We start from the raw sequence: 18,931 nt of genomic DNA, 5'->3' as shown, positions 1-18,931 counted from the left end.
CATCGCTTTTTTGATCGCGTCATGTCATTCTCATCGATGAAAAAATCACCAATGGATAAAATTTGCGCATGCATCATCATGCATTCAATGCGACAATCATGAGCCAATTTTGTACGGGAAATAAACTTCTGTAGTTAATTATCCAACTGTATAGTAAAATTCGCTTGTCCATTTGTGCAATAAATGACAGAGTTCAGTCAGCAGCCGATTCATGACGATTCTTAACCCATTGTTAACTAGGGTTACATTATCCTTTCGAGCGGCCTTGCGATTAAATAGCGTTCTCACAAAGACATTTGAGCCTGTGAATCAAAAGCGTTGAATTGTACGTATACCCACATGAGTCACTGAGCTTAATGCGTTCTAAGTGGTAAAGGAGAGAAAGATTATGGGCGACGGTAAAGCCTTTTCTAAACAATGGCTGACCGCAATTGTTGCCGCAGTTGCGCTTGCTGGATGTCAGCCAGAAGCCACACCACAAGCCGCCAGCAATGGCGCGCCACCCCCAGTTGCGGTGGATGTGGTTCAAATTAACACCCAACCGGTTGAAGTCACCAGTACGCTACCGGGCCGGACCAGTGCCTACCGCATTGCGGAGGTGCGTCCACAGGTGAGTGGCATTGTGACCAATCGTCTGTTCGTTGAAGGCAGCATGGTGAACAAGGGCGAGGTGCTCTTTGAACTCGATCCGTCCACTTACAAAGCCGCATTGGCGAGTGCCAAAGCGAATCTGGCAAAATCAGAAGCCACCCTGGCTCAGGCAGAGTTTCAAGCGAAACGCTACCGTGAACTGGTGGCCAAAAAATCGGTCAGCCAACAAGATTACGAAGATGCTCAAGCGAGCTACAAAGAAGCCTTGGCTTCTGTAGAAGCGTCTAAAGCGAACGTCAATTCAGCGCAAATCAATCTGGATTACACCAAAATTACCGCGCCGATTTCCGGTCGTATCGGTCGTACCCTGATTACTGAAGGTGCGCTGGTGACTGCCAACCAAACCAATGCGCTGGCTACCATTCAGCAACTGGATCCACTGTACGTCGACCTTTCTCAGCCAAGTAATGAACTGCTGAAACTGCGCCAGTCTGCGGGTAAAGAGAATCAGGAACTCGCTGGCATCAAACTGTTCTTGGATGATGGTACGCCAATCGAGCAACGCGCTACGCTGCAATTTGCCGAAGTGTCTGTTAACGAGAAAACCGGCACCGTCAACGTGCGCGCCACCATTCCAAACCCCGATCAGTTCCTGCTGCCGGGTTTGTATGTGCGTGCAGCGGTACCGACCGAACATCGTGACAACGGCATTTTGATCCCGCAGTCGGCCGTCAGCCGCGATGCGCGTGGTCAGGCGTCCGTATTCGTCGTTAACGATCAAAACCAAGTGGAAAGCCGCACCGTGGTCGCCAGCCGTGCGATTGGCAACCAATGGTTGATTGATTCGGGTTTGAACGCAGGTGATCTTGTGATTGTCAAAGGCCTGCAAAAAGTTCATGCGGGCAGCGCGGTGACCGCGAACGTCCTGGAAGCCTCTAAGGAACAATAAGATATGGCTCGATTTTTCATAGATCGCCCCATCTTTGCGTGGGTGATCGCCATAATCATCATGCTGGCCGGTGTGCTGTCAATCATGACACTGCCCGTCTCGCAATACCCGGATATCGCGCCCCCAGCGGTGTCGTTGTCCGGTTCATACCCAGGTGCCTCTGCGGAAACGGTGGAAAACAGCGTGACGCAGACCATCGAACAGAACATGAATGGTATCGACAATCTCTTGTACATGTCGGCCACCAGTGACTCTGCGGGTAACTTTAGCATCACACTGACGTTTGAATCAGGTACCGATCCCGATATCGCGCAGGTTCAAGTACAGAACAAGCTGTCTTTGGCGGAAGCAACGCTACCGACCGAAGTGACCCAACAAGGGATCACCGTCGCGAAATCCTCCAGCTCATTTTTGATGGTGGTAGGCTTTATTTCTAACGACGGCAGCATGGACAACACCGAAATCGCCGACTTCATGGTGTCGCAGGTCAAAGACCCGCTCAGCCGTGTACAAGGGGTGGGTGAAGTTCAGGTGTTCGGCGCACAGCACGCGATGCGTATCTGGCTCGACCCGAATAAACTCAACAACTTCCAGCTGACGCCAGCGCAAGTGAAAACCGCCATCAGCGCACAGAATACGCAAGTTTCTGTGGGTCAGTTGGGCGCCACACCCGCGCTTGAAGGTCAACAGCTGAACGCGACCATTACTGCACAAAGCCGTTTTACCACCGTCAAACAGTTTGAAAACATTCTGCTGAAAGTGGACACCGACGGCGCGCAAATTCGTCTCAAAGACGTGGCGCGTGTGGAGCTGGGCGCTGAAGATTACCAAGCGGTTGCGCTGTACAACGGCAAATACGCTTCTGGTATTGCGGTGAAACTGGCCACCGGTGCCAACGCACTGGAAACCGCCGATGCGGTGAAAGCGCGCCTGGCCGAACTGCAACCGACATTCCCATCGAACATCGAAGTGGTGTATCCATACGATACCACCCCATTCGTAAAAATCTCGATTGAGGAAGTGGTGCACACGCTGATGGAAGCGATCGTGCTGGTCTTCTTGGTAATGTACCTGTTCCTACAAAACTTCCGCGCCACCTTGATCCCAACCATCGCCGTTCCGGTGGTTCTGTTGGGGACCTTCGGGGTGATGGCGGCGTTTGGCTTCTCGATTAACACGTTGACCATGTTTGGTCTGGTCCTCGCCATCGGCTTGCTGGTGGACGATGCGATCGTGGTGGTTGAGAACGTGGAACGGGTGATGAGCGAAGAAGGGTTGTCACCGCGCGAAGCGACGCGTAAATCGATGGGTCAAATCACCGGCGCGCTGGTGGGGATCGCGATGGTCTTGAGTGCGGTATTCATTCCGATGGCCTTCTTCGGGGGCGCCGCGGGGGCGATTTATCGTCAGTTCTCGCTGACCATTGTTTCGTCGATGGTTCTGTCGGTACTGGTGGCAATGATTCTGACGCCAGCCCTGTGTGCGACCTTGCTCAAACCAATCAAGAAAGGCGAAGCGCACCACGTAAAACGCGGCCCGCTGGCTTGGTTCAACACATGGTTTGATCGCGGCACTGAGAGCTACCAGAACACGGTGAATCGTGGTGTAAACCACCGCGTGCGCTACATGCTGGCGTACATCGTGATCGTTGGTGTACTCGCCACGTTGTGGACACGTCTGCCCACTTCCTTTGTACCGGAAGAAGACCAAGGTATTTTCTTGTCGATTGTTCAATTGCCTGTGGGTGCCACACAAGAACAAACGCTGGAAGTGATGGGCAAAGTGCGTAAACACTTCCAAGAAGATGAAAAAGACGCGGTTGAATCGGTGTTTACCGTGGCTGGCTTTAGTTTCGCCGGTCAAGGTCAGAACATGGGTATGGCGTTCGTGCGTCTCAAAGACTGGAGTGAACGGACAGATCCGGCGCTGTCGGTAGATGCTGTGGTTGGACGCTCTTATCCGGCGTTTGCCCCAATCAAAGAAGCGCAAATCTTCTCGTTCAACGTGCCAGCCATTCAAGGTTTGGGTAGCGCGAGTGGTTTTGATGCCTACTTGACCGATACCGCGAACTTGGGCCACGACAAACTGATCGAAGCACGTAACCAGCTCTTGGGCATGGCCGGTTCTAACCCGAACCTGACTCAGGTACGCCCGAACGGTATGGAAGATACGCCACAGTTCCGCATTGATATCGACTACGAAAAAGCGATGGCCATGGGTGTGTCCGTGTCTGACATCAACTCCACCCTGTCAACCGCGCTGGGTTCGAGCTACGTCAACGACTTCATCGACAACGGTCGTGTGAAGAAAGTGTACGTACAAGCCGATGCACCTTACCGCATGAATCCAGATGACCTGAGCTTGTGGCATGTGGCGAACGCCGATGGCGACATGGTGCCGTTTGATGCCTTTGCCACCACCAAATGGACCTTTGGTTCACCTCGTCTGGAACGCTTTAACGGCGTACCGGCCGTGAACATTCAAGGTTCCGCTGCGCCAGGTAAGAGTACCGGGGATGCCATGCAGGCGATTCTGGACATTGTGAAGCAACTGCCGGAAGGCATTGGCCTAGAATGGACGGGCGCCTCGTACCAAGAAGTCCAAACCGGTTCACAAGCGCCGTTCCTATACGCCTTGTCTATCTTAATCGTATTCCTCAGCCTGGCTGCGTTGTACGAAAGTTGGAGCGTCCCGTTCTCCATCATCTTGGTGGTGCCACTGGGCGTCTTTGGTGCGATTGCGGCGGCGACGATGAAGTCGCTCTCGAACGACATCTACTTCCAAGTGGGTCTGTTGACCACCATCGGTCTGTCGGCGAAAAACGCCATCTTGATCGTGGAGTTTGCCAAAGACTTGTATGACGACGGCATGGATCTGGTGCACGCAACGGTCGAAGCGTGTCGAATGCGTTTGCGTCCGATCATGATGACCTCGTTCGCATTCATCCTCGGCGTACTGCCACTGGCACTGAGTACCGGTGCAGGTGCTGCCAGCCGTAACGCGATTGGCTGGGGTGTGGTCGGTGGTATGTTGGCCGCAACCATACTGGCGATCTTCTTCGTGCCGGTGTTCTTTGTAATGGTGATGAAACTGTTCCGCACCAAACCGCATAAGATTCCAACCGACGCTTAAGAGACACACAAGCGAACCCTCGCCACTGATCCGCGCAAGCGGGTCAGTGGCTTTTTTATTTCATTCTGCTCAGTGATGAATTTCACCCGTATTGCTTAGTTTTCCCGCAACAAAACGTACCAAGATTAAGAAATATTTCACCTTTTACACACATTTTCGATACACTACGGCGCATTACGATCCATTCTGAACAAATCCGTGTGCTCGACTGACTCTCCAACCCAATTTTTTTATGATTGGCTTGATCTCACTGACGCTGAACAAACGGCCGCACTCGGCCAGCTTCGCCAACAGAAGCCCGCCTTGCATGCGCAAGTGCTCCCCTTGATTCATCAGCTACAAACCACTCAGCTAGCGCATGTGTTCACCCAGCACGCCAACGACTGGGTGCAAGACCACTACGATTACAGCGGCCAAGTCATCGACAAATATCGCCTGCATCAAGAGATTGGACGTGGCGGCTTAGGGCTGGTTTATTCTGCCTCGCGTGATGACAACACCTATGAACAGCAACTGGCCATCAAGCTGATTCAGCCCCATATCGTGCACCACCTCGACCAACGGGCGCTGTTTACCGAAGCGCAGATTCTGGCGCGCCTCAACCACCCCGGCATCGCGAAAGTTTACGATGGCGGCCTGTTTCGCGATCAGGTGTATATCGTGATGGAGCGTATTGAGGGGCAAACGCTGGATGCCTATCTTCAGCAGCAGACGTTATCGGTTCAAGAGAAACTCAAGCTCTTCATTCAGGTGTGTCAGGCAGTTGAGCACGCCCATGACCATCACATTCTGCACGCCGACCTCAAACCGGAAAATATACTGATTGATGCAGCGCATCAGCCCAAGCTGATCGACTTCAACCTGACGCAGAAGCTCAAGCAGAATACGTTGCCCAACGAGGACTCGTCACTTTTGGCGTTTAGTGATCAATACGCCAGCCCAGAGCAAAAGCAAGGGGACTACCTGACGCAGCAAAGCGACGTCTATTCATTGGGCAAGATTCTGCAGTGTTTGTTTCCAAGGCTACGCGCCAACTCGGATTTGCAACACGTGGTGGAGAAAGCCATCGCCCCTCAAGCTGAGCAGCGCTATCTCAGCGTTGGCGACCTGCGCCACGACTTAGAACACATTCTGGCGCTGCGACCGATCTCACTCAAGCAGCATCAACCGGTGTATATCCTGCGCCGCTTGATACAGCGGCGGCCATTTTATTGCTTGCTGGTCTCGCTACTCTTGGCATCAGGGGCGAGCTTTACTTACGCCGTGGTGGACAAAAACCACCAGCTCTCACAAGAGAAGAAAATCTCCGAGAACATGCTGTTTGAACTCACGCAGCTGCTGTTTCACAGCAAAGACTCCCACGATCAACCCTTGACCATTGAAGCCATGTTGGCCATCACGCGCTTACGCGTGCTCTCCAACCCCGACTTACCCCAGCACATCAAACAAAAAATGCTGCTGGCGTTGATCACGCCGGTTCCTACACCACCCGATGACACGGCCTTGGCCGATTCCACCGCGACGACGAAACCATGACCACCCGATTTGCCCTGTTTTGGCTGATGTTCGGCCTCCTTTCCCTTCCTCCTGTGTTGGTGAACGCCGAGACGCGGGAAGGCCACTTCATTGACGCGCCGGTAACGGGTCTATTTTATAAAACCACGTCGGGGCTGAGTGGCACCACGCAGCAAGGGAAATTTTCATACCGGCCGGGTGACATCATCTATTTTTACCTCGGTCAAGATGACAACGGATACTTACTCAGTACGCTCAGCGGTCAGGAGGTCATCACGCCCACGCAAGCCAGCACGCAGGTCAACCGCAGCATCAACATGACTCGGCTGTTACTGACCCTCGACGCGACGCCGCAAAACAACGCTGAGATCAAACTGCTCAGCGATGCCTTAACGGATAAAAAATTTCTGCAGCAACTCAAGCAGATTGATTTGTCGTTCATCGACGAGCACCTCGACGAACTGGATTTACCCTTGGTTTCCGCCCGCGAAGCCATCGAACACCTGACCCAAAGCCAGCAATACATCACCGACAACTTCACGTCGGATCAAATCGTCTACCGCCCACTCGGCGTGCAGTTTGAAAGTACCTTGGTGCCGAAAAAAGACTGGCAGGGCAAAATTTGCGCCTATAACCTCGACCGTGCTAATCACCCGAATTATCACCGTCCGGTGGGCATCGTCCGCTTTGCCGTTCGTGGGAACACGCTGATCGAATACCCAGCGTTGGGGGACTTCTTCAACGGCTGCCAATTGCGACCGGAACATGGGTTGCGCCAAATGCAATCGACCCCTCTGGATGATTTTTCTTTGAAAGGCGGCTTGATTGGCTGCGCCCAGCACGGCTGCACGCGCAACGATTTGAACGGCTTCTATATTGAAGATTTTGACGACGACGGGGATTGGAAGTACCGCACCATCGCGATGAACTTCGACCCGACCACGCAGCTGTATATGGAAAAAGCACAAGGCTTGGGCCACACCCCCAACGTCCGCCACAGCAATCGCAGTGAGATGATGTGGTTCACCTACCCCACAGGCAAAGGGGATCACATCCCGTATCAAGGGATCTGGTTACGCACCCGCTACCTTGCTTCGGGCATGGCGCATCAATGTTTGAAAGTCGGCCCACATGCGGTGTTGCGGGGGCCAACCGGCACCACGCAATGTCCTGAGCAGCCCAGCGCTTACTCACAGGACGTGACCACTGAGTACAAAGACATGTGGTGGCTGAACACCAACGCGTCGGCACTGACCCTGGCCGACCTCAACCTCACGGTGACCTGGTTTGACCCTCAACGCGGCCCCCAATACACCAGCTGGGAATACCTGCCCGCGGGCGCGCAATGGGATCAAGGCATTCTCTATCGCTATCAACAACGAAAACATCGTGCCATGGATGGGCAAGAGTCGATGCAGACCCTCAGCGTCGACGAATTCACACGGCAACATAAGGACAGCCAATGAACCACCCCCCTTTTACCCAAGTGCTGCATCACTGGAAACAAGGTGACAAACGTGCCGAGAGCGAGCTATACCGCATCGCCTATGCCCATTTACGCCGTTTGGCCGAGCAAGAGCAAACCCGCAACATCAGCAAATACGGCGATGGCAATCCCGTCATCAACGACAGCATTCACAGCACCACCGCCTTGGTGCATGAAGCCTATTTGCGTTTATCACAATCGACGCTGGATGATGTTCATCACCGCCGCGACTTTTATCTCAAAGCGGCCAAAATCATGCGCCAAATTTTGATTGATCATGCCCGTCATAAGCAGGCACAAAAACGCCTGCCCGTCACGGTGGTGGCCGAGAAAAACGCCGCCGCGTCATTTGAACAACTGATCATCATGGACAAAACGTTGGACACCTTTAGCGCGCGCTACCCACGCCAATCCAACGCCTTAAAGCTGAAATACCTGATTGGCATGAAAATCGATGAAATCAGTGAGCTGCTCGAGTGCAGCCGCAGCCTGATTGAAAAAGATCTCAAATTCGCGCTGTGTTGGTTTCAATCGAGACTCAGTTCATGATGCGCCTGCTGCTGCCCCTCATCTCCACAGTACTCGGCGTGTGGTTATGCTGGCCGAGTCACTCCAACCCGCTCGATACCATCGAGCGCGCCATTCAGGCCGCCCTATCCCAAGCACGCCCTCAGGCGGCGCGCGGTGACGCTTTGAATTTGACCGACTCGGCCGCGCCAAGCCAGCGCGCCTCATCGGCAGCCCATCCTGACAACGCCCAGCGTGATTTGGATGCCACACCACAGCCCACCGCACCATTGCCAGACGCCGCCGAGGAAGAGACACCACTGGAGGCATTGCTGTCCAGCGGCATCGGCACCGAGATCATCATCAGCGCAGGCGAACATGCACTCGCCAGCGACGAGCCCCCCAATCAACCGCCTGAACTCAATCAACAAGCTTACCAGCGCATCAGCGAGGACATGGCAACGTGGCAACTCAGCACCACCGATTCGGCGCATTACCAGATCAACATCGATGATTTGTTTCGCGATCCGGAGGGGGATTTAATCACTTACCGTGTCTCCATCAACAGTCGTTCGCTCAAGTTGGCACTGGCGCAGTCTCTGACACTCAACGGCCTCGTTGAACCGGACTTAAGCGCCGTCACGGTGTTGATCGAAGCCAACGACGATCACCATCAGGAAGACGCGTGGCAAAGCGTGAGTTTTACACTCGCCAACATTGATGTCGAAGAGCAGCAAGACAGCCAACAGCTGGAGAACAAGTATTTATATCGCATTCACACCACCCGCGAATTGGGTGGAAAACGCTATGACTTCGACGTCCTGTATTGCGAAGGGTTCTATCTTGACCATGGCACGGTGCTCTATGCCATGAGCCAAAGCCGCCTCACTTGCCCAACGCCAAGTGACTTTAAAAAGGTGGGCTATTACCAACGGCGCACTCAAGACATTGATTTCGATCTCGACTCCAACACCTTCATGCGCTGGACGTTTCGACAAAGCTACACCGCGCGAATGGGGTCAGGGACGAATTTTCTGGTCACCAGCTACAACGGTGACCGCTATGAAACCGACACCTTGATGGACGTCCCGGCCGCAGCCGAAGCGCGCCTCAACGTCACGACCGGCCAATATTTGTATCAAACGAGCCGGTTTGACTACCTGATGCTGAATGAACAACACCATTATTACTGGGTGAGCATGATGAATTACATCTATAACCGCCGCCTCGATAATCCGGACTATTATCAACCTGCAGATTCCGACTTAAATATTACCGCTGAAGTTGGCAACTTATCGTGTCGCCAGTTTGAACCGTATTTTGCGTTCTCCTCACTGACGGGCATGACGGAATATCAGCAAACCTTGATGGTCTTTTCGGGGGATTATTATGGCAACTATCCGCCCGCCTGCTTTGAATATCAAAACCCGCAGCGCCTGACCAATTTGTCCTCCGATCTGGAATATTCCGAATACGACATCCCGCTGGATGGCGAAATATACACCTACATTTTGCGCCCGCGGCCGGAATATGCCCATTTATTGGAAACGTTCAAAATCAACCTGATTTATCGCCAACCGGTGCACTAACCGCTGATGCTTATTTGTTCATCGTTGTCACACATCGCATGAATCATAAAAAAATAAATTATTTTACGGGTTTTTATTTAATTTCCGTATATTGAAAGCGCGAATTCAAACAGGTAGAAAGTTGCCCACAACGTATTTCGTTCCGTACTCAGCAGTGGCAGTGCGGAATAACAATGTGTCAGCGATCTGATTTGAAATCGACAGGGATATAATAATGAAACAAATGACTTTACTGGCAGTGTCAGTGGCGATGGCATTGAGTGGCTGTGGCGGTGGTTCTGATGGCAGCAGCGGCGAGACCGCGGCGCAAGGCACCACCATCACCGCATTCGATGGTTACTTCTATCAGGCGGTTGTGTTCGATGACACCAACAACGATGGCGTGCTCACCATCGGCACCGATACGATTTTCGATTTAACCGATGAGAACGGTCAATACACGTTACCGGCCGACACCGAAATCAGCGGCTCACTTGCCCTGCAAACCCTGATCCCGGGCGGGACTGCGCAAACTGCATTGGCAAACTACAACTCAAAATACGTGGGCATCTACACCTACGATTCGGATAATGCTGATCAGGTGATGACCCATGAAGTCGTCTTCCGTGCCCCTAGCTCATCTACCGTGATTTCGCCGATCACCGATTTGGTGGCGATTGAAATGAGCAGCAACGGCGGAGATGAAGAAGCCGCGAAAACCAGTGTCGCCGTGAGCCTTGGGATTTCCGATCAAGTCGACGACGTCTACAGTGACTTTGTGTCTGGCGATAAGGCCAACAGCAAACTGCACAAAACCGCGCAGATCCTGACAGAATCGAAAGCCGTGGCGGGTGACAACTACCATGCTCAAGCGGCCACCATCGTGGCGGCAGCGCAAACGCAAGTGGAAAGCATGGATGACGAGCAGTTGACGTCCAACACCTACAAACCGGTGATCACCGTCGATGACAGCAACAACGCCAGCACGCAGTTGAACTACAAATTGACGGTGGATAAAACCGTCGCAGAATCACTGCAATTGCAGCTCAGTGCAGCCACCCTTGCGAAAAACGAGAGCTTTGCGGGCCTTTCGCTGGCGCTCGACGGCCTGTTCAATGATAAAGACAATACCACCCCAACCGTCAGCACAAGCACCACGCAACTGGGGGACACCGGTATTTCTGTCAGTGTCTCGAACAACACACTCCAACTGGGCGCGGTCAACCCAGTCGCGGAAAGCGGTTCATTCACCATCACCTTGCAAGCCAACGATGTGGATTCACAAGGTGAGACGCTAACCTCTCCCCTCCAGGTGGTTTTGACGCTCACCATTACCTCGACCAACCAACTGCCTGTTGTGGAAGAAGACACACAAGAGCAATTGCAAGCGATCGTCGATGGATGGCAACTTCAACAAGGGGTCGCGTTCGAACAGACATTAAGCCTAGCGGGCCTATTTAGCGACAGCGATGGCACTATCAGCGACTACCAAGTCGGCACCATCAGCGCAGACGGCCTCAGCATCAACGTGAATGCCAGCCAAGCCGTGGTCACGATTGCTGGGACACCCAACAAGGCCTACCCAGCCGGACAAACGTTTGTGGTTTACGGCCTAGATAACGAAGCCGCCAAAGTGAGCGCCAGCTTCACTTTGCCTGAAATTGTGGACGGCGTGGAACCAGAGCCAGAAACACCAGAGCTTGGTTTTACCCTCAAGCAGTTCAATAACCAAGAGTGGAAAATGGGCAGCTTTGCTGACATCGATGGCGAAGTGGGTTACGCGGCGCTGCTCAACAATGATGGTCAACTGCAAATGTGTTGGGGAACGGACGCACAAAGTGACCCCTACAAAACCAACATCAGTGACACCAACACGTGGAACAACGAAACCGCGTTTGATCGCCTAGCCCAACTGGACGAAGTGAGCGGCACCTACGTGCAAGCGGCGGATAAAGATTGTTGGAGCGTCGAGCTGCAAAGCGATGGCTCTTTGAGCAACTTCGGTGGTTTTGAGGCCAAAGTGTTGTACCAAAACACCGATGGCGACCAATTCCTGATTCAAGTGGGCAGCCAAGAACTGTTCTGGTTGGACGGAACGTCGACCAAGTTCGCCAACCAGATTGCGGCAGAGACCAAAGTTTACGCGGGTGTGACGGAATACCAGATGTTCGTCGAAGCGGGTAAAGAATTCATTGAAGCGTTGGATGGCCCAGAGCTGAGCTACTCATACGCAGAGAACCAACTGACCGAAGGTGAGTTTGAAACCAACTCGGTTCTGCCAACAGGATTCTATACGCCAGGTACTTGGTCGATTTCAACCGATGAGCAAGGCTACAGCTACGCTGAGTTTATCGAAACAGAAGAAGACCAAAAAACACGCATTCGCTATGTGTACCGCGATTTTGGTGACTTCTACATTTCCATGGGTTGGGATGAAGAAGCGCAGTATCTATACCAATCGGCACCGTTCTTCCGCCTCTTTAGCGAAGACAAAGCGTTGATGAATGCGGTCGTGGAATCCTTGCCAATCTCTAAAGATTAATCACGCGACGCGAGTCACCGCAAGTGATCACCAAAAGGCCGAATCTCAGATTCGGCCTTTTTCTATGTCATCGGGCTGATATGGCTCAGCCAATGTGGCGTTCCGTTACTGAACACACAATACATTCAGCAGCGACGTGCCTTTGAGGTTGGTGATCTTGCCGTTGGTAAACAAACCTTTCTTGTTGAATCCCCAATAGGGCAAATAGACCGGCCACTGTTCGTTTTCCATCACTTTCGAGTTGAGCAGTTGCTTCCACTCCTCTTCGGTCGACAAACGCATACCTTGGCTCCGGCACAGCTTTTCTGCCCCATCGTAGCTCAAACGGTTCCACGCCAAATTGTGTTCCATGTAGAACTGCACGTTGTCCGCCATGGTGTATGGCACCGCGTACATGAGGCCATTCAACGTAGTTTGATGGCGCAGCAGTACATCGCCACTGGCCGCTTTAGGAGGCGTGGGGCGTGTTTGACTCGGTACCGTTGTGGTGGCCTTGACTGGCGCTGGCGCGGCTTGAACGGGCGCTGGTTGGGTCACTTTTTTCGGCGCTGCGGCGGGCGTTCGGGGGGCTGACGTCGCCGGTTTTTTCGCAACGGGCGCCGTCACCGAACCCGATTTTCGCACTTCACGGATAAAGGCTTCTTTGTAACCCGGCACACTGCGCACACCAGCGAGATCGCGTTTCGCTTTGGCATAATCGGTGTACGGACCAATTAAACACCGTTGGCCTTTGGCTTCCGGCTTCATCCATACATCGGTCGACATGTTTTGATACAGCACTTTGGCTTTGTCGACTGACAGCGGTTCCGCCAGCAAACCACACTGAATCCAGAAATTTGATTCCTTGCCTTTCGGGGCCGAGTTCCCCCATAAGCCTTGACCGATCGGACAGGCTTTATCCAGTACGGGCAACTGCTGACTTGATGCTTGTGTCGCATCGCACAGAAAATCCTTGGCGTGCGCCGGTAAAGTAACGAAAGGCACGGCACAACAAGACAGGCTTAATAGAACTCGATGGGTGACTTTAGGCATCACGACCACTCTCATATCCATGGTTATCCTATTCTAGTGACAATGGTTATGGCTCAATGTTCAGTGACAGATGCAAAAAAAGAGCCGTAATCACTTACGACTCTTAGTTTAGGTAGATTATATGAACAAAATCAATCGACTCTGATCAACCTTTGTAGATTTTTGGGTTAAATACATCGCGCAACCAGTCGCCGAGTAGGTTGATCACCAACACCAGTGTCACCAGCACGATCCCCGGGAAGATGGTGATCCACCAAGACCCCGAGAAGATGTAGTTAAAACCGATACTGATCAGCGAGCCAAGCGATGGTTGGTCAACCGGCAACCCCAATCCGAGGAAAGAAAGTGCCGCTTCCGACATGATGGCGTTTGCCACCTGCACAGTCGAGATCACCAGAATCGGAGACAGGCAGTTGGGCAGAATATGGCGGAACATGATGCGTGGCGATTTAAAGCCCATCACGCGTGCCGCTTCGACATACTCTTTCTTCTTCTCGGCCAATACCGACGCACGAATGGTCCGCGCATACTGCGGCCATTCCGCCACCCCGATGATCACCACTAGCATGATCACCGCGTATTCGCTGAAGAACTCACTGCCAAAACTGGCCTTGAAAATGGCCGAAACAATGATTGCCACCATCATGGTCGAGAACGACAACTGCACGTCCGCAAAACGCATCAGGAAGCTGTCGATACGGCCACCGAAGTAACCCGCAGACAAACCAATCACAATGCCGAGGAACAGTTGCAGCCCCACCGCCAAAAAGCCGATGGTCAGCGACAAACGTGAGCCGTACAAAATGGTGGATAAAATATCGCGCCCTTGGTTATCCGTCCCCAACAGGAAACGCGCGTCGCCATCTTCCATCCACGATGGCGGCAGCTCGGAGTCCATGATGTCGATCGACGACAAATCATACGGGTTAGTCGGCGCCACCAGCGGCGACACCAAAGAGACCACCAGCACCACCATAAAGACAGCGAAGCTGAACATCGCCACTTTGTCGCGCAGGAAGTAGTACAGAAAATCCGATTGTTTAAAACGCTCCCAACGTGAAGGAGCAGCAGCTACTTGACTCATGATTATGCTCCTTTGCCAGTCAGGTTAACGGTTGGGTTGATGAGACCATACAACAGGTCGACGATGGTGTTGGTCACCACAAAAATCAGACCGACAAAAATGACGTAAGCGGTGATCAGCGGCGTATCCACTCGGTTAATCGCTTCAAGGAACAAAAAGCCGGTGCCCGGCCACTGGAAGACAGTCTCGGTCAAAATGGTGTAGGCCACCATGGTGCCGATTTGCACCCCGCCGACCGTCAATACAGGCAGCATGGTGTTTTTCAACGCGTGCTGATAGTAAATCTTGTTCATCGGCAAGCCTTTGGCGGTCGCGAACTTGATGTATTCCGAGCTCAGCACCTCAAGCATTTCCGCACGCACCAAGCGAATGAACAGTGGCAGCATGATGGAAGCCAGTGATACACACGGTAAAATGAGGTGCGCCAAGCCATCGAGTGTAAAGTAGCCTGAATCCCAGCCCAGCCAGTTGGCGGTTTCACCCCGGCCATAGGACGGTAGCCAGTTAAGCTCAATCGAGAACACATACATCAGCATAATAGCCGTCAGGAACACCGGAATCGAGATACCGATACTACTGCCCGCCATGATGAGTTTGGTAAAGAAGCTTTTCGGATGTATTGCCGAATACACCCCAAGCGGAATCGAACAGATAACAATGATTAACGAAGCCCCGAACACCAGTTCCAGCGTCGCCACCAATTTATCGAGAATCACTTCTACCGCAGGACGCTTGAAGAAGTAAGATGTGCCCAAGTCACCGTGCACTGCAGCGGTCACAAAACGAGCGTATTTAGTCACGAAAGGATCGTTGAGGCCCAGCTCATCACGCAGCGCTTGACGCTCTGCTTCCGAAACCGATTGACCGACAAGCTCACGCAGCGGATCGCCCAGGTTATCCTGAATGGCAAACGCCACCAAACTGATCACAAACATCACTATCAGTGCCTGAAACAGGCGCTTGACCAGAAACGAAAACATTCCTTGCCCCTTAACTTTCCATGAAAAATTCACCGCGGGTCAACGCACCGCTCATGAATTAAATTCAGTCTCAAAAATGGCACCTAACCCGACTGAAACAAAGTTAAGTACCAAAGCCGTCAACGGGCCTTTCAAGCCGAAGCTCGAAAGGCCTCATTCACGCAGTGTGTGCGAAATTACTCTTTCACGACCAAGTCACCGAAGTATGGGAATTCCATCGGGTTGACGATTGGTTTGATGTCCAGTGTTGATTTCGCACCCCATGCGAGGTTCTGCCAGTGAAGTGGCACGAATGCCGCATCTTTGTACAGAATGCTTTCCACGTTTTGCAGCATTTGCGCACGTTTCGCCGGATCAGTTTCTACGTTAGACGCTTCCACCAATTTGTCGACTTCTGGGTTCGAGTAATGACCACAGTTGTACTGACCTTTACCAGTCTCTTCGTTACGCGTCATGGTCAGGAATTCAGAGAAGTTCGCTGAATCCTCGGTGTCTGAGTGCCAGCCGATCATCAGCATGTCTGCCGCACATTTGTCGAACTCAGGCCAGTATTGCGCTTTTGGCATGGTTTTCAGGTCAACTTTGATGCCGATCTTAGACAGCATTGCAGACGCCGCTTGTGCCACTTTCGCATCGTTCACGTAACGGTTGTTCGGTGCGATCATGGTCAACGTGAAGCCTTTCTCGTAACCCGCTTCCTTCATCAGCGCTTTGGCTTTCTTCAGGTCGTAACGCGGCACCAGCTCAGGGTTGTAACCCGCGTAGCCTTTCGGGCTCTGTTGACCGGCTGCTGTCGCAAAGCCTTTCATGATCTTGTCCACGATACCTTCGTTGTTGATCGCGTAGACAATCGCCTGACGAACGCGCACATCTTTCAGCGCTTCGTTATTGGATTGGTTCATTTGGAACGAGATCAAACGCGTGCCCGGCAATGTCACCAAATCAACGCCTTTCGCCGATTCCACACGTTTGTGGTCGTTTGGCGCAACCGGAGCAATCATGTCCACGTCGCCAGACAGCAGCGCTGCCACGCGAGTCGCGTCTTCTTTGATTGGTACCAGTTTCAGGTGATCCACGTTGCCTTTGGAATCTTTATCCCAGTAATCTTTGAAGCGTTCAAAGTCCACTTTGACGCCCTGTTCACGTTGCGTCACGATGAACGGACCGGTACCCGAAATGTGCGTAGAAGCGAACGAGTTACCGTGTTTCACGATTTCGCTCTTGTCTTTGCCGTCTTCAGTCTTGCCCGTGTAGAACTTGCTGTCCATTGGGAAGATGTAAGTGGCCGTTTGCAGCACCAGCGGATACGCGCCTTTTGACACCAAATCAACGGTGTTAGCATCCACTTTCACCATTTTCTCGTACGGTTCAAAAATCGCTTTAAAATCAGGAGAGTTCTGCAGGCGGTCAAACGTCCACACCACATCATCTGCAGTCATGGTGTTGCCTGAATGGAATTTCACACCTTCACGCAGGTGGAAACGGACGGTTTTGTCATCCAAACGTTCCCAGCTGGTCGCTAGGCGAGGTTCAAAATCCAGATCTTGCGTGTAACGAACAAGTGGATCAAACACCATGTGAGACAGTTGCAGCGTACCGCCAGACAGCTGTTCATGTGGGTCAAGAGACACTGGGTCTGCGTCGTAAGCCACTGTGATGTCTGCAGCACTTGCCGCAAAGCTCAAGCCAGCTGCCATTAAAGCCACTGCTAGTTTGCTTTTCATGGTTTTCATTGCATAACTCCTTATGCGGGAATCCGAATCCCTAGTTGTTGTATTTGCTTCTGTTTATCAATCCCCATTCCAATGAATGGGTAATCCGATACGGCTTATGCCGTTTTTACATCTTCTCTCAAGCCTGTAAATTCAGGCATCAAGGAAATCAGTTGTTTGCTGTATTCATGCGACGGTGAATTAAAGAGCTGTTCGGTCGGTGCCACTTCCAGCAACGTGCCCATCTTCATCACACCCACGCGATCACACATCTGGCGAATCACGGGTAAATCGTGACTGATAAACAGCATGGTCAAATTCAGCTCATCCTGAAGGTCTTTCAGCAGGTTAAGAATTTGCGCCTGAACGGACACGTCCAGCGCTGACGTCGGTTCATCACAAATCAGCAGACGCGGACGCGTCGCCAGCGCACGTGCAATCGAAATACGTTGACGCTGACCGCCCGAAAATTCATGAGGATACTTCACGCCCGATTGACGCCCCAAACCCACATGATCCAACAGATCGTTCACGATCTGGCGAGTTTCCGCTTCGTTACGTGTCAATTTGTGGAAACGAATCGGCTCGGCAATGATGTCGAAAATCTTCATGCGCGGATTCATGGACGTGTATGGGTTCTGGAACACCATCTGCATCTGACGACGCATCGGACGGCGCTCTTTCTCGGATTTCATCGCCGTGAGGTCGATGCCTTCAAAGGTCACGCGACCATCATTCGGTTCATACAACCCCGCGATTACACGCGCAATGGTCGATTTACCCGAACCCGATTCTCCCACCAAACCAAAGGTTTCGCCTTCAAACACTTCAAAACTCACGTCGTTTGACGCCTGCACGTACTCCCGGCGGCTCTCAAACAGCGAATCTTTGGTCACAAAACGCAGCTTCACATGTTCAACGTTCAGTAGCGGGCCGGTGTATTGGCGCTGATCCTGACTCTGACCCAACCAGTGATTTTTGATATCCAGTGATTGATGATCGCCCACATCTTCGATGTAGGTCACCAGCGGGAAGCGATCCAGTTTCATGTCTGAACGTGGCACAGCCGAAATCAGGCTGCGCGTGTAGGGGTGATCGGGGTCGCCCAGCACTTTGGCGGTTGGGCCAAATTCCACCAGCTCCCCGCGATACATCACCGCCACGCGGTCCGTAACGTTCGACACCACGCCCATGTCATGCGTCACCAGCATACAGCCCACATTGTTTTGAATGCACAGCTCGCGAATCAGGCTCAGGATTTGGTCCTGAATGGACACATCCAGCGCGGTGGTGGGTTCATCGGCGATGATCAGATCCGGCTCGCCCGCCAGTGCAATGGCAATCACCACCCGCTGACGCATACCGCCTGAAAATTGGTGTGGGTACTGTTTCAGACGGTTTTCCGGTTGAGGAATCCCCACCTGTTGCATCAGAGACAGCGCCCGTTGGTACGCTTCATCATCACTCACCTTCATGTTGGCGTGAATGGTCTCTTTGAGCTGCTGCTCGACGGTAAACAGTGGGTTTAAAGACGTCATTGGGTCTTGGAAGATGAAGCCAATTTTAGATCCACGAACGGCGCGCATCTTGTCTGCGGACAAACCGGAGATTTTTTGGCCATCAAGGAACACCTCGCCTCCGGCGATGGTTCCCGGTGGGCTGAGCAAGTCGATGATGGCATTGCCCACCGTCGATTTACCCGCGCCAGATTCGCCAACCACACCCACGATTTCACCGCGTTCAATGTTGAATGACAGCGATTTCACCGCGGCATGGACGCCGTGACGTGACGGATATTCAATACGAAGGTTTTTAACTTCTAAAAGTGACATC

Annotated in this window: 12 protein-coding genes; 7 read left to right on the top strand and 5 right to left on the bottom strand. The window is 52.5% G+C overall.

Annotation, left to right across the window (positions count from 1 at the left end; translation table 11 throughout):
- The first annotated feature begins 388 nt into the window (after positions 1-388).
- From VFA_RS18475 to VFA_RS18445, 7 genes are all read left to right on the top strand, one after another.
- Positions 389-1,540, top strand: coding sequence for an efflux RND transporter periplasmic adaptor subunit (locus tag VFA_RS18475; RefSeq protein ID WP_004728371.1), 1,152 nt, complete (start codon positions 389-391; stop codon positions 1,538-1,540).
- 3 nt (positions 1,541-1,543) lie between these two features.
- Positions 1,544-4,672 carry an efflux RND transporter permease subunit gene (locus VFA_RS18470; RefSeq protein WP_004728370.1) on the top strand — a complete coding sequence of 1,043 codons (3,129 nt, stop codon included), beginning with the start codon at positions 1,544-1,546 and terminating at the stop codon, positions 4,670-4,672.
- Positions 4,673-4,870: 198 nt separating this feature from the next.
- The gene (locus VFA_RS18465) at positions 4,871-6,208 is read left to right on the top strand and encodes a serine/threonine protein kinase (protein ID WP_038152545.1); all 1,338 of its coding nucleotides are present in this window, start codon (positions 4,871-4,873) and stop codon (positions 6,206-6,208) included.
- Complete coding sequence (locus VFA_RS18460) at positions 6,205-7,653, top strand: hypothetical protein (protein WP_004728368.1); 1,449 nt, start codon at positions 6,205-6,207, stop codon at positions 7,651-7,653. Before VFA_RS18465 ends, VFA_RS18460 begins: the two co-directional genes overlap by 4 nt.
- A complete protein-coding gene (locus tag VFA_RS18455) occupies positions 7,650-8,222 on the top strand; it encodes an ECF-type sigma factor (protein WP_004728367.1) in 573 nt (190 codons plus the stop codon). Before VFA_RS18460 ends, VFA_RS18455 begins: the two co-directional genes overlap by 4 nt.
- Positions 8,219-9,769: a hypothetical protein gene (locus VFA_RS18450; RefSeq protein ID WP_004728366.1), complete on the top strand. Its 1,551-nt coding sequence runs from the start codon at positions 8,219-8,221 to the stop codon at positions 9,767-9,769. Before VFA_RS18455 ends, VFA_RS18450 begins: the two co-directional genes overlap by 4 nt.
- Positions 9,770-9,983: 214 nt before the next feature.
- Positions 9,984-12,290: a hypothetical protein gene (locus VFA_RS18445; protein WP_004728365.1), complete on the top strand. Its 2,307-nt coding sequence runs from the start codon at positions 9,984-9,986 to the stop codon at positions 12,288-12,290.
- Between the two features lie 105 nt (positions 12,291-12,395).
- Here VFA_RS18445 and VFA_RS18440 read toward each other — a convergent pair whose 3' ends face one another.
- The 5 genes from VFA_RS18440 to VFA_RS18420 form a co-directional block, all read right to left on the bottom strand.
- Positions 12,396-13,343, bottom strand: coding sequence for an SPOR domain-containing protein (locus VFA_RS18440; RefSeq protein WP_004728364.1), 948 nt, complete (start codon positions 13,341-13,343; stop codon positions 12,396-12,398).
- 124 nt (positions 13,344-13,467) lie between these two features.
- Positions 13,468-14,406 (bottom strand): ABC transporter permease, encoded by a 939-nt coding sequence (locus VFA_RS18435; RefSeq protein WP_004728363.1) that lies wholly within the window; start codon positions 14,404-14,406, stop codon positions 13,468-13,470.
- A 2-nt stretch (positions 14,407-14,408) separates the two neighbouring features.
- Positions 14,409-15,386 carry an ABC transporter permease gene (locus VFA_RS18430; RefSeq protein ID WP_004728362.1) on the bottom strand — a complete coding sequence of 326 codons (978 nt, stop codon included), beginning with the start codon at positions 15,384-15,386 and terminating at the stop codon, positions 14,409-14,411.
- A gap of 176 nt (positions 15,387-15,562) precedes the next feature.
- Positions 15,563-17,119: an ABC transporter substrate-binding protein gene (locus VFA_RS18425; protein WP_004728361.1), complete on the bottom strand. Its 1,557-nt coding sequence runs from the start codon at positions 17,117-17,119 to the stop codon at positions 15,563-15,565.
- Positions 17,120-17,214: 95 nt separating this feature from the next.
- The gene (locus VFA_RS18420; RefSeq protein WP_004728360.1) at positions 17,215-18,930 is read right to left on the bottom strand and encodes a dipeptide ABC transporter ATP-binding protein; all 1,716 of its coding nucleotides are present in this window, start codon (positions 18,928-18,930) and stop codon (positions 17,215-17,217) included.
- Between the last annotated feature and the right edge of the window lies 1 nt (position 18,931).

This window comes from Vibrio furnissii CIP 102972, assembly GCF_000176175.1.
GTDB lineage: Bacteria > Pseudomonadota > Gammaproteobacteria > Enterobacterales > Vibrionaceae > Vibrio > Vibrio furnissii.
This window is presented reverse-complemented; position numbering and strand designations above follow the sequence as displayed.

Bases quoted from the DNA above. Each gene is read 5' to 3' on its own strand.
- VFA_RS18475 (WP_004728371.1), top strand. From the start codon at position 389: ATGGGCGACGGTAAAGCCTTTTCTAAACAATGGCTGACCGCAATTGTT.
- VFA_RS18470 (WP_004728370.1), top strand. From the start codon at position 1,544: ATGGCTCGATTTTTCATAGATCGCCCCATCTTTGCGTGGGTGATCGCC.
- VFA_RS18460 (WP_004728368.1), top strand. From the start codon at position 6,205: ATGACCACCCGATTTGCCCTGTTTTGGCTGATGTTCGGCCTCCTTTCC.
- VFA_RS18455 (WP_004728367.1), top strand. From the start codon at position 7,650: ATGAACCACCCCCCTTTTACCCAAGTGCTGCATCACTGGAAACAAGGT.
- VFA_RS18450 (WP_004728366.1), top strand. From the start codon at position 8,219: ATGATGCGCCTGCTGCTGCCCCTCATCTCCACAGTACTCGGCGTGTGG.
- VFA_RS18445 (WP_004728365.1), top strand. From the start codon at position 9,984: ATGAAACAAATGACTTTACTGGCAGTGTCAGTGGCGATGGCATTGAGT.
- VFA_RS18440 (WP_004728364.1), bottom strand. From the start codon at position 13,343: ATGGATATGAGAGTGGTCGTGATGCCTAAAGTCACCCATCGAGTTCTA.
- VFA_RS18435 (WP_004728363.1), bottom strand. From the start codon at position 14,406: ATGAGTCAAGTAGCTGCTGCTCCTTCACGTTGGGAGCGTTTTAAACAA.
- VFA_RS18430 (WP_004728362.1), bottom strand. From the start codon at position 15,386: ATGTTTTCGTTTCTGGTCAAGCGCCTGTTTCAGGCACTGATAGTGATG.
- VFA_RS18425 (WP_004728361.1), bottom strand. From the start codon at position 17,119: ATGAAAACCATGAAAAGCAAACTAGCAGTGGCTTTAATGGCAGCTGGC.
- VFA_RS18420 (WP_004728360.1), bottom strand. From the start codon at position 18,930: ATGTCACTTTTAGAAGTTAAAAACCTTCGTATTGAATATCCGTCACGT.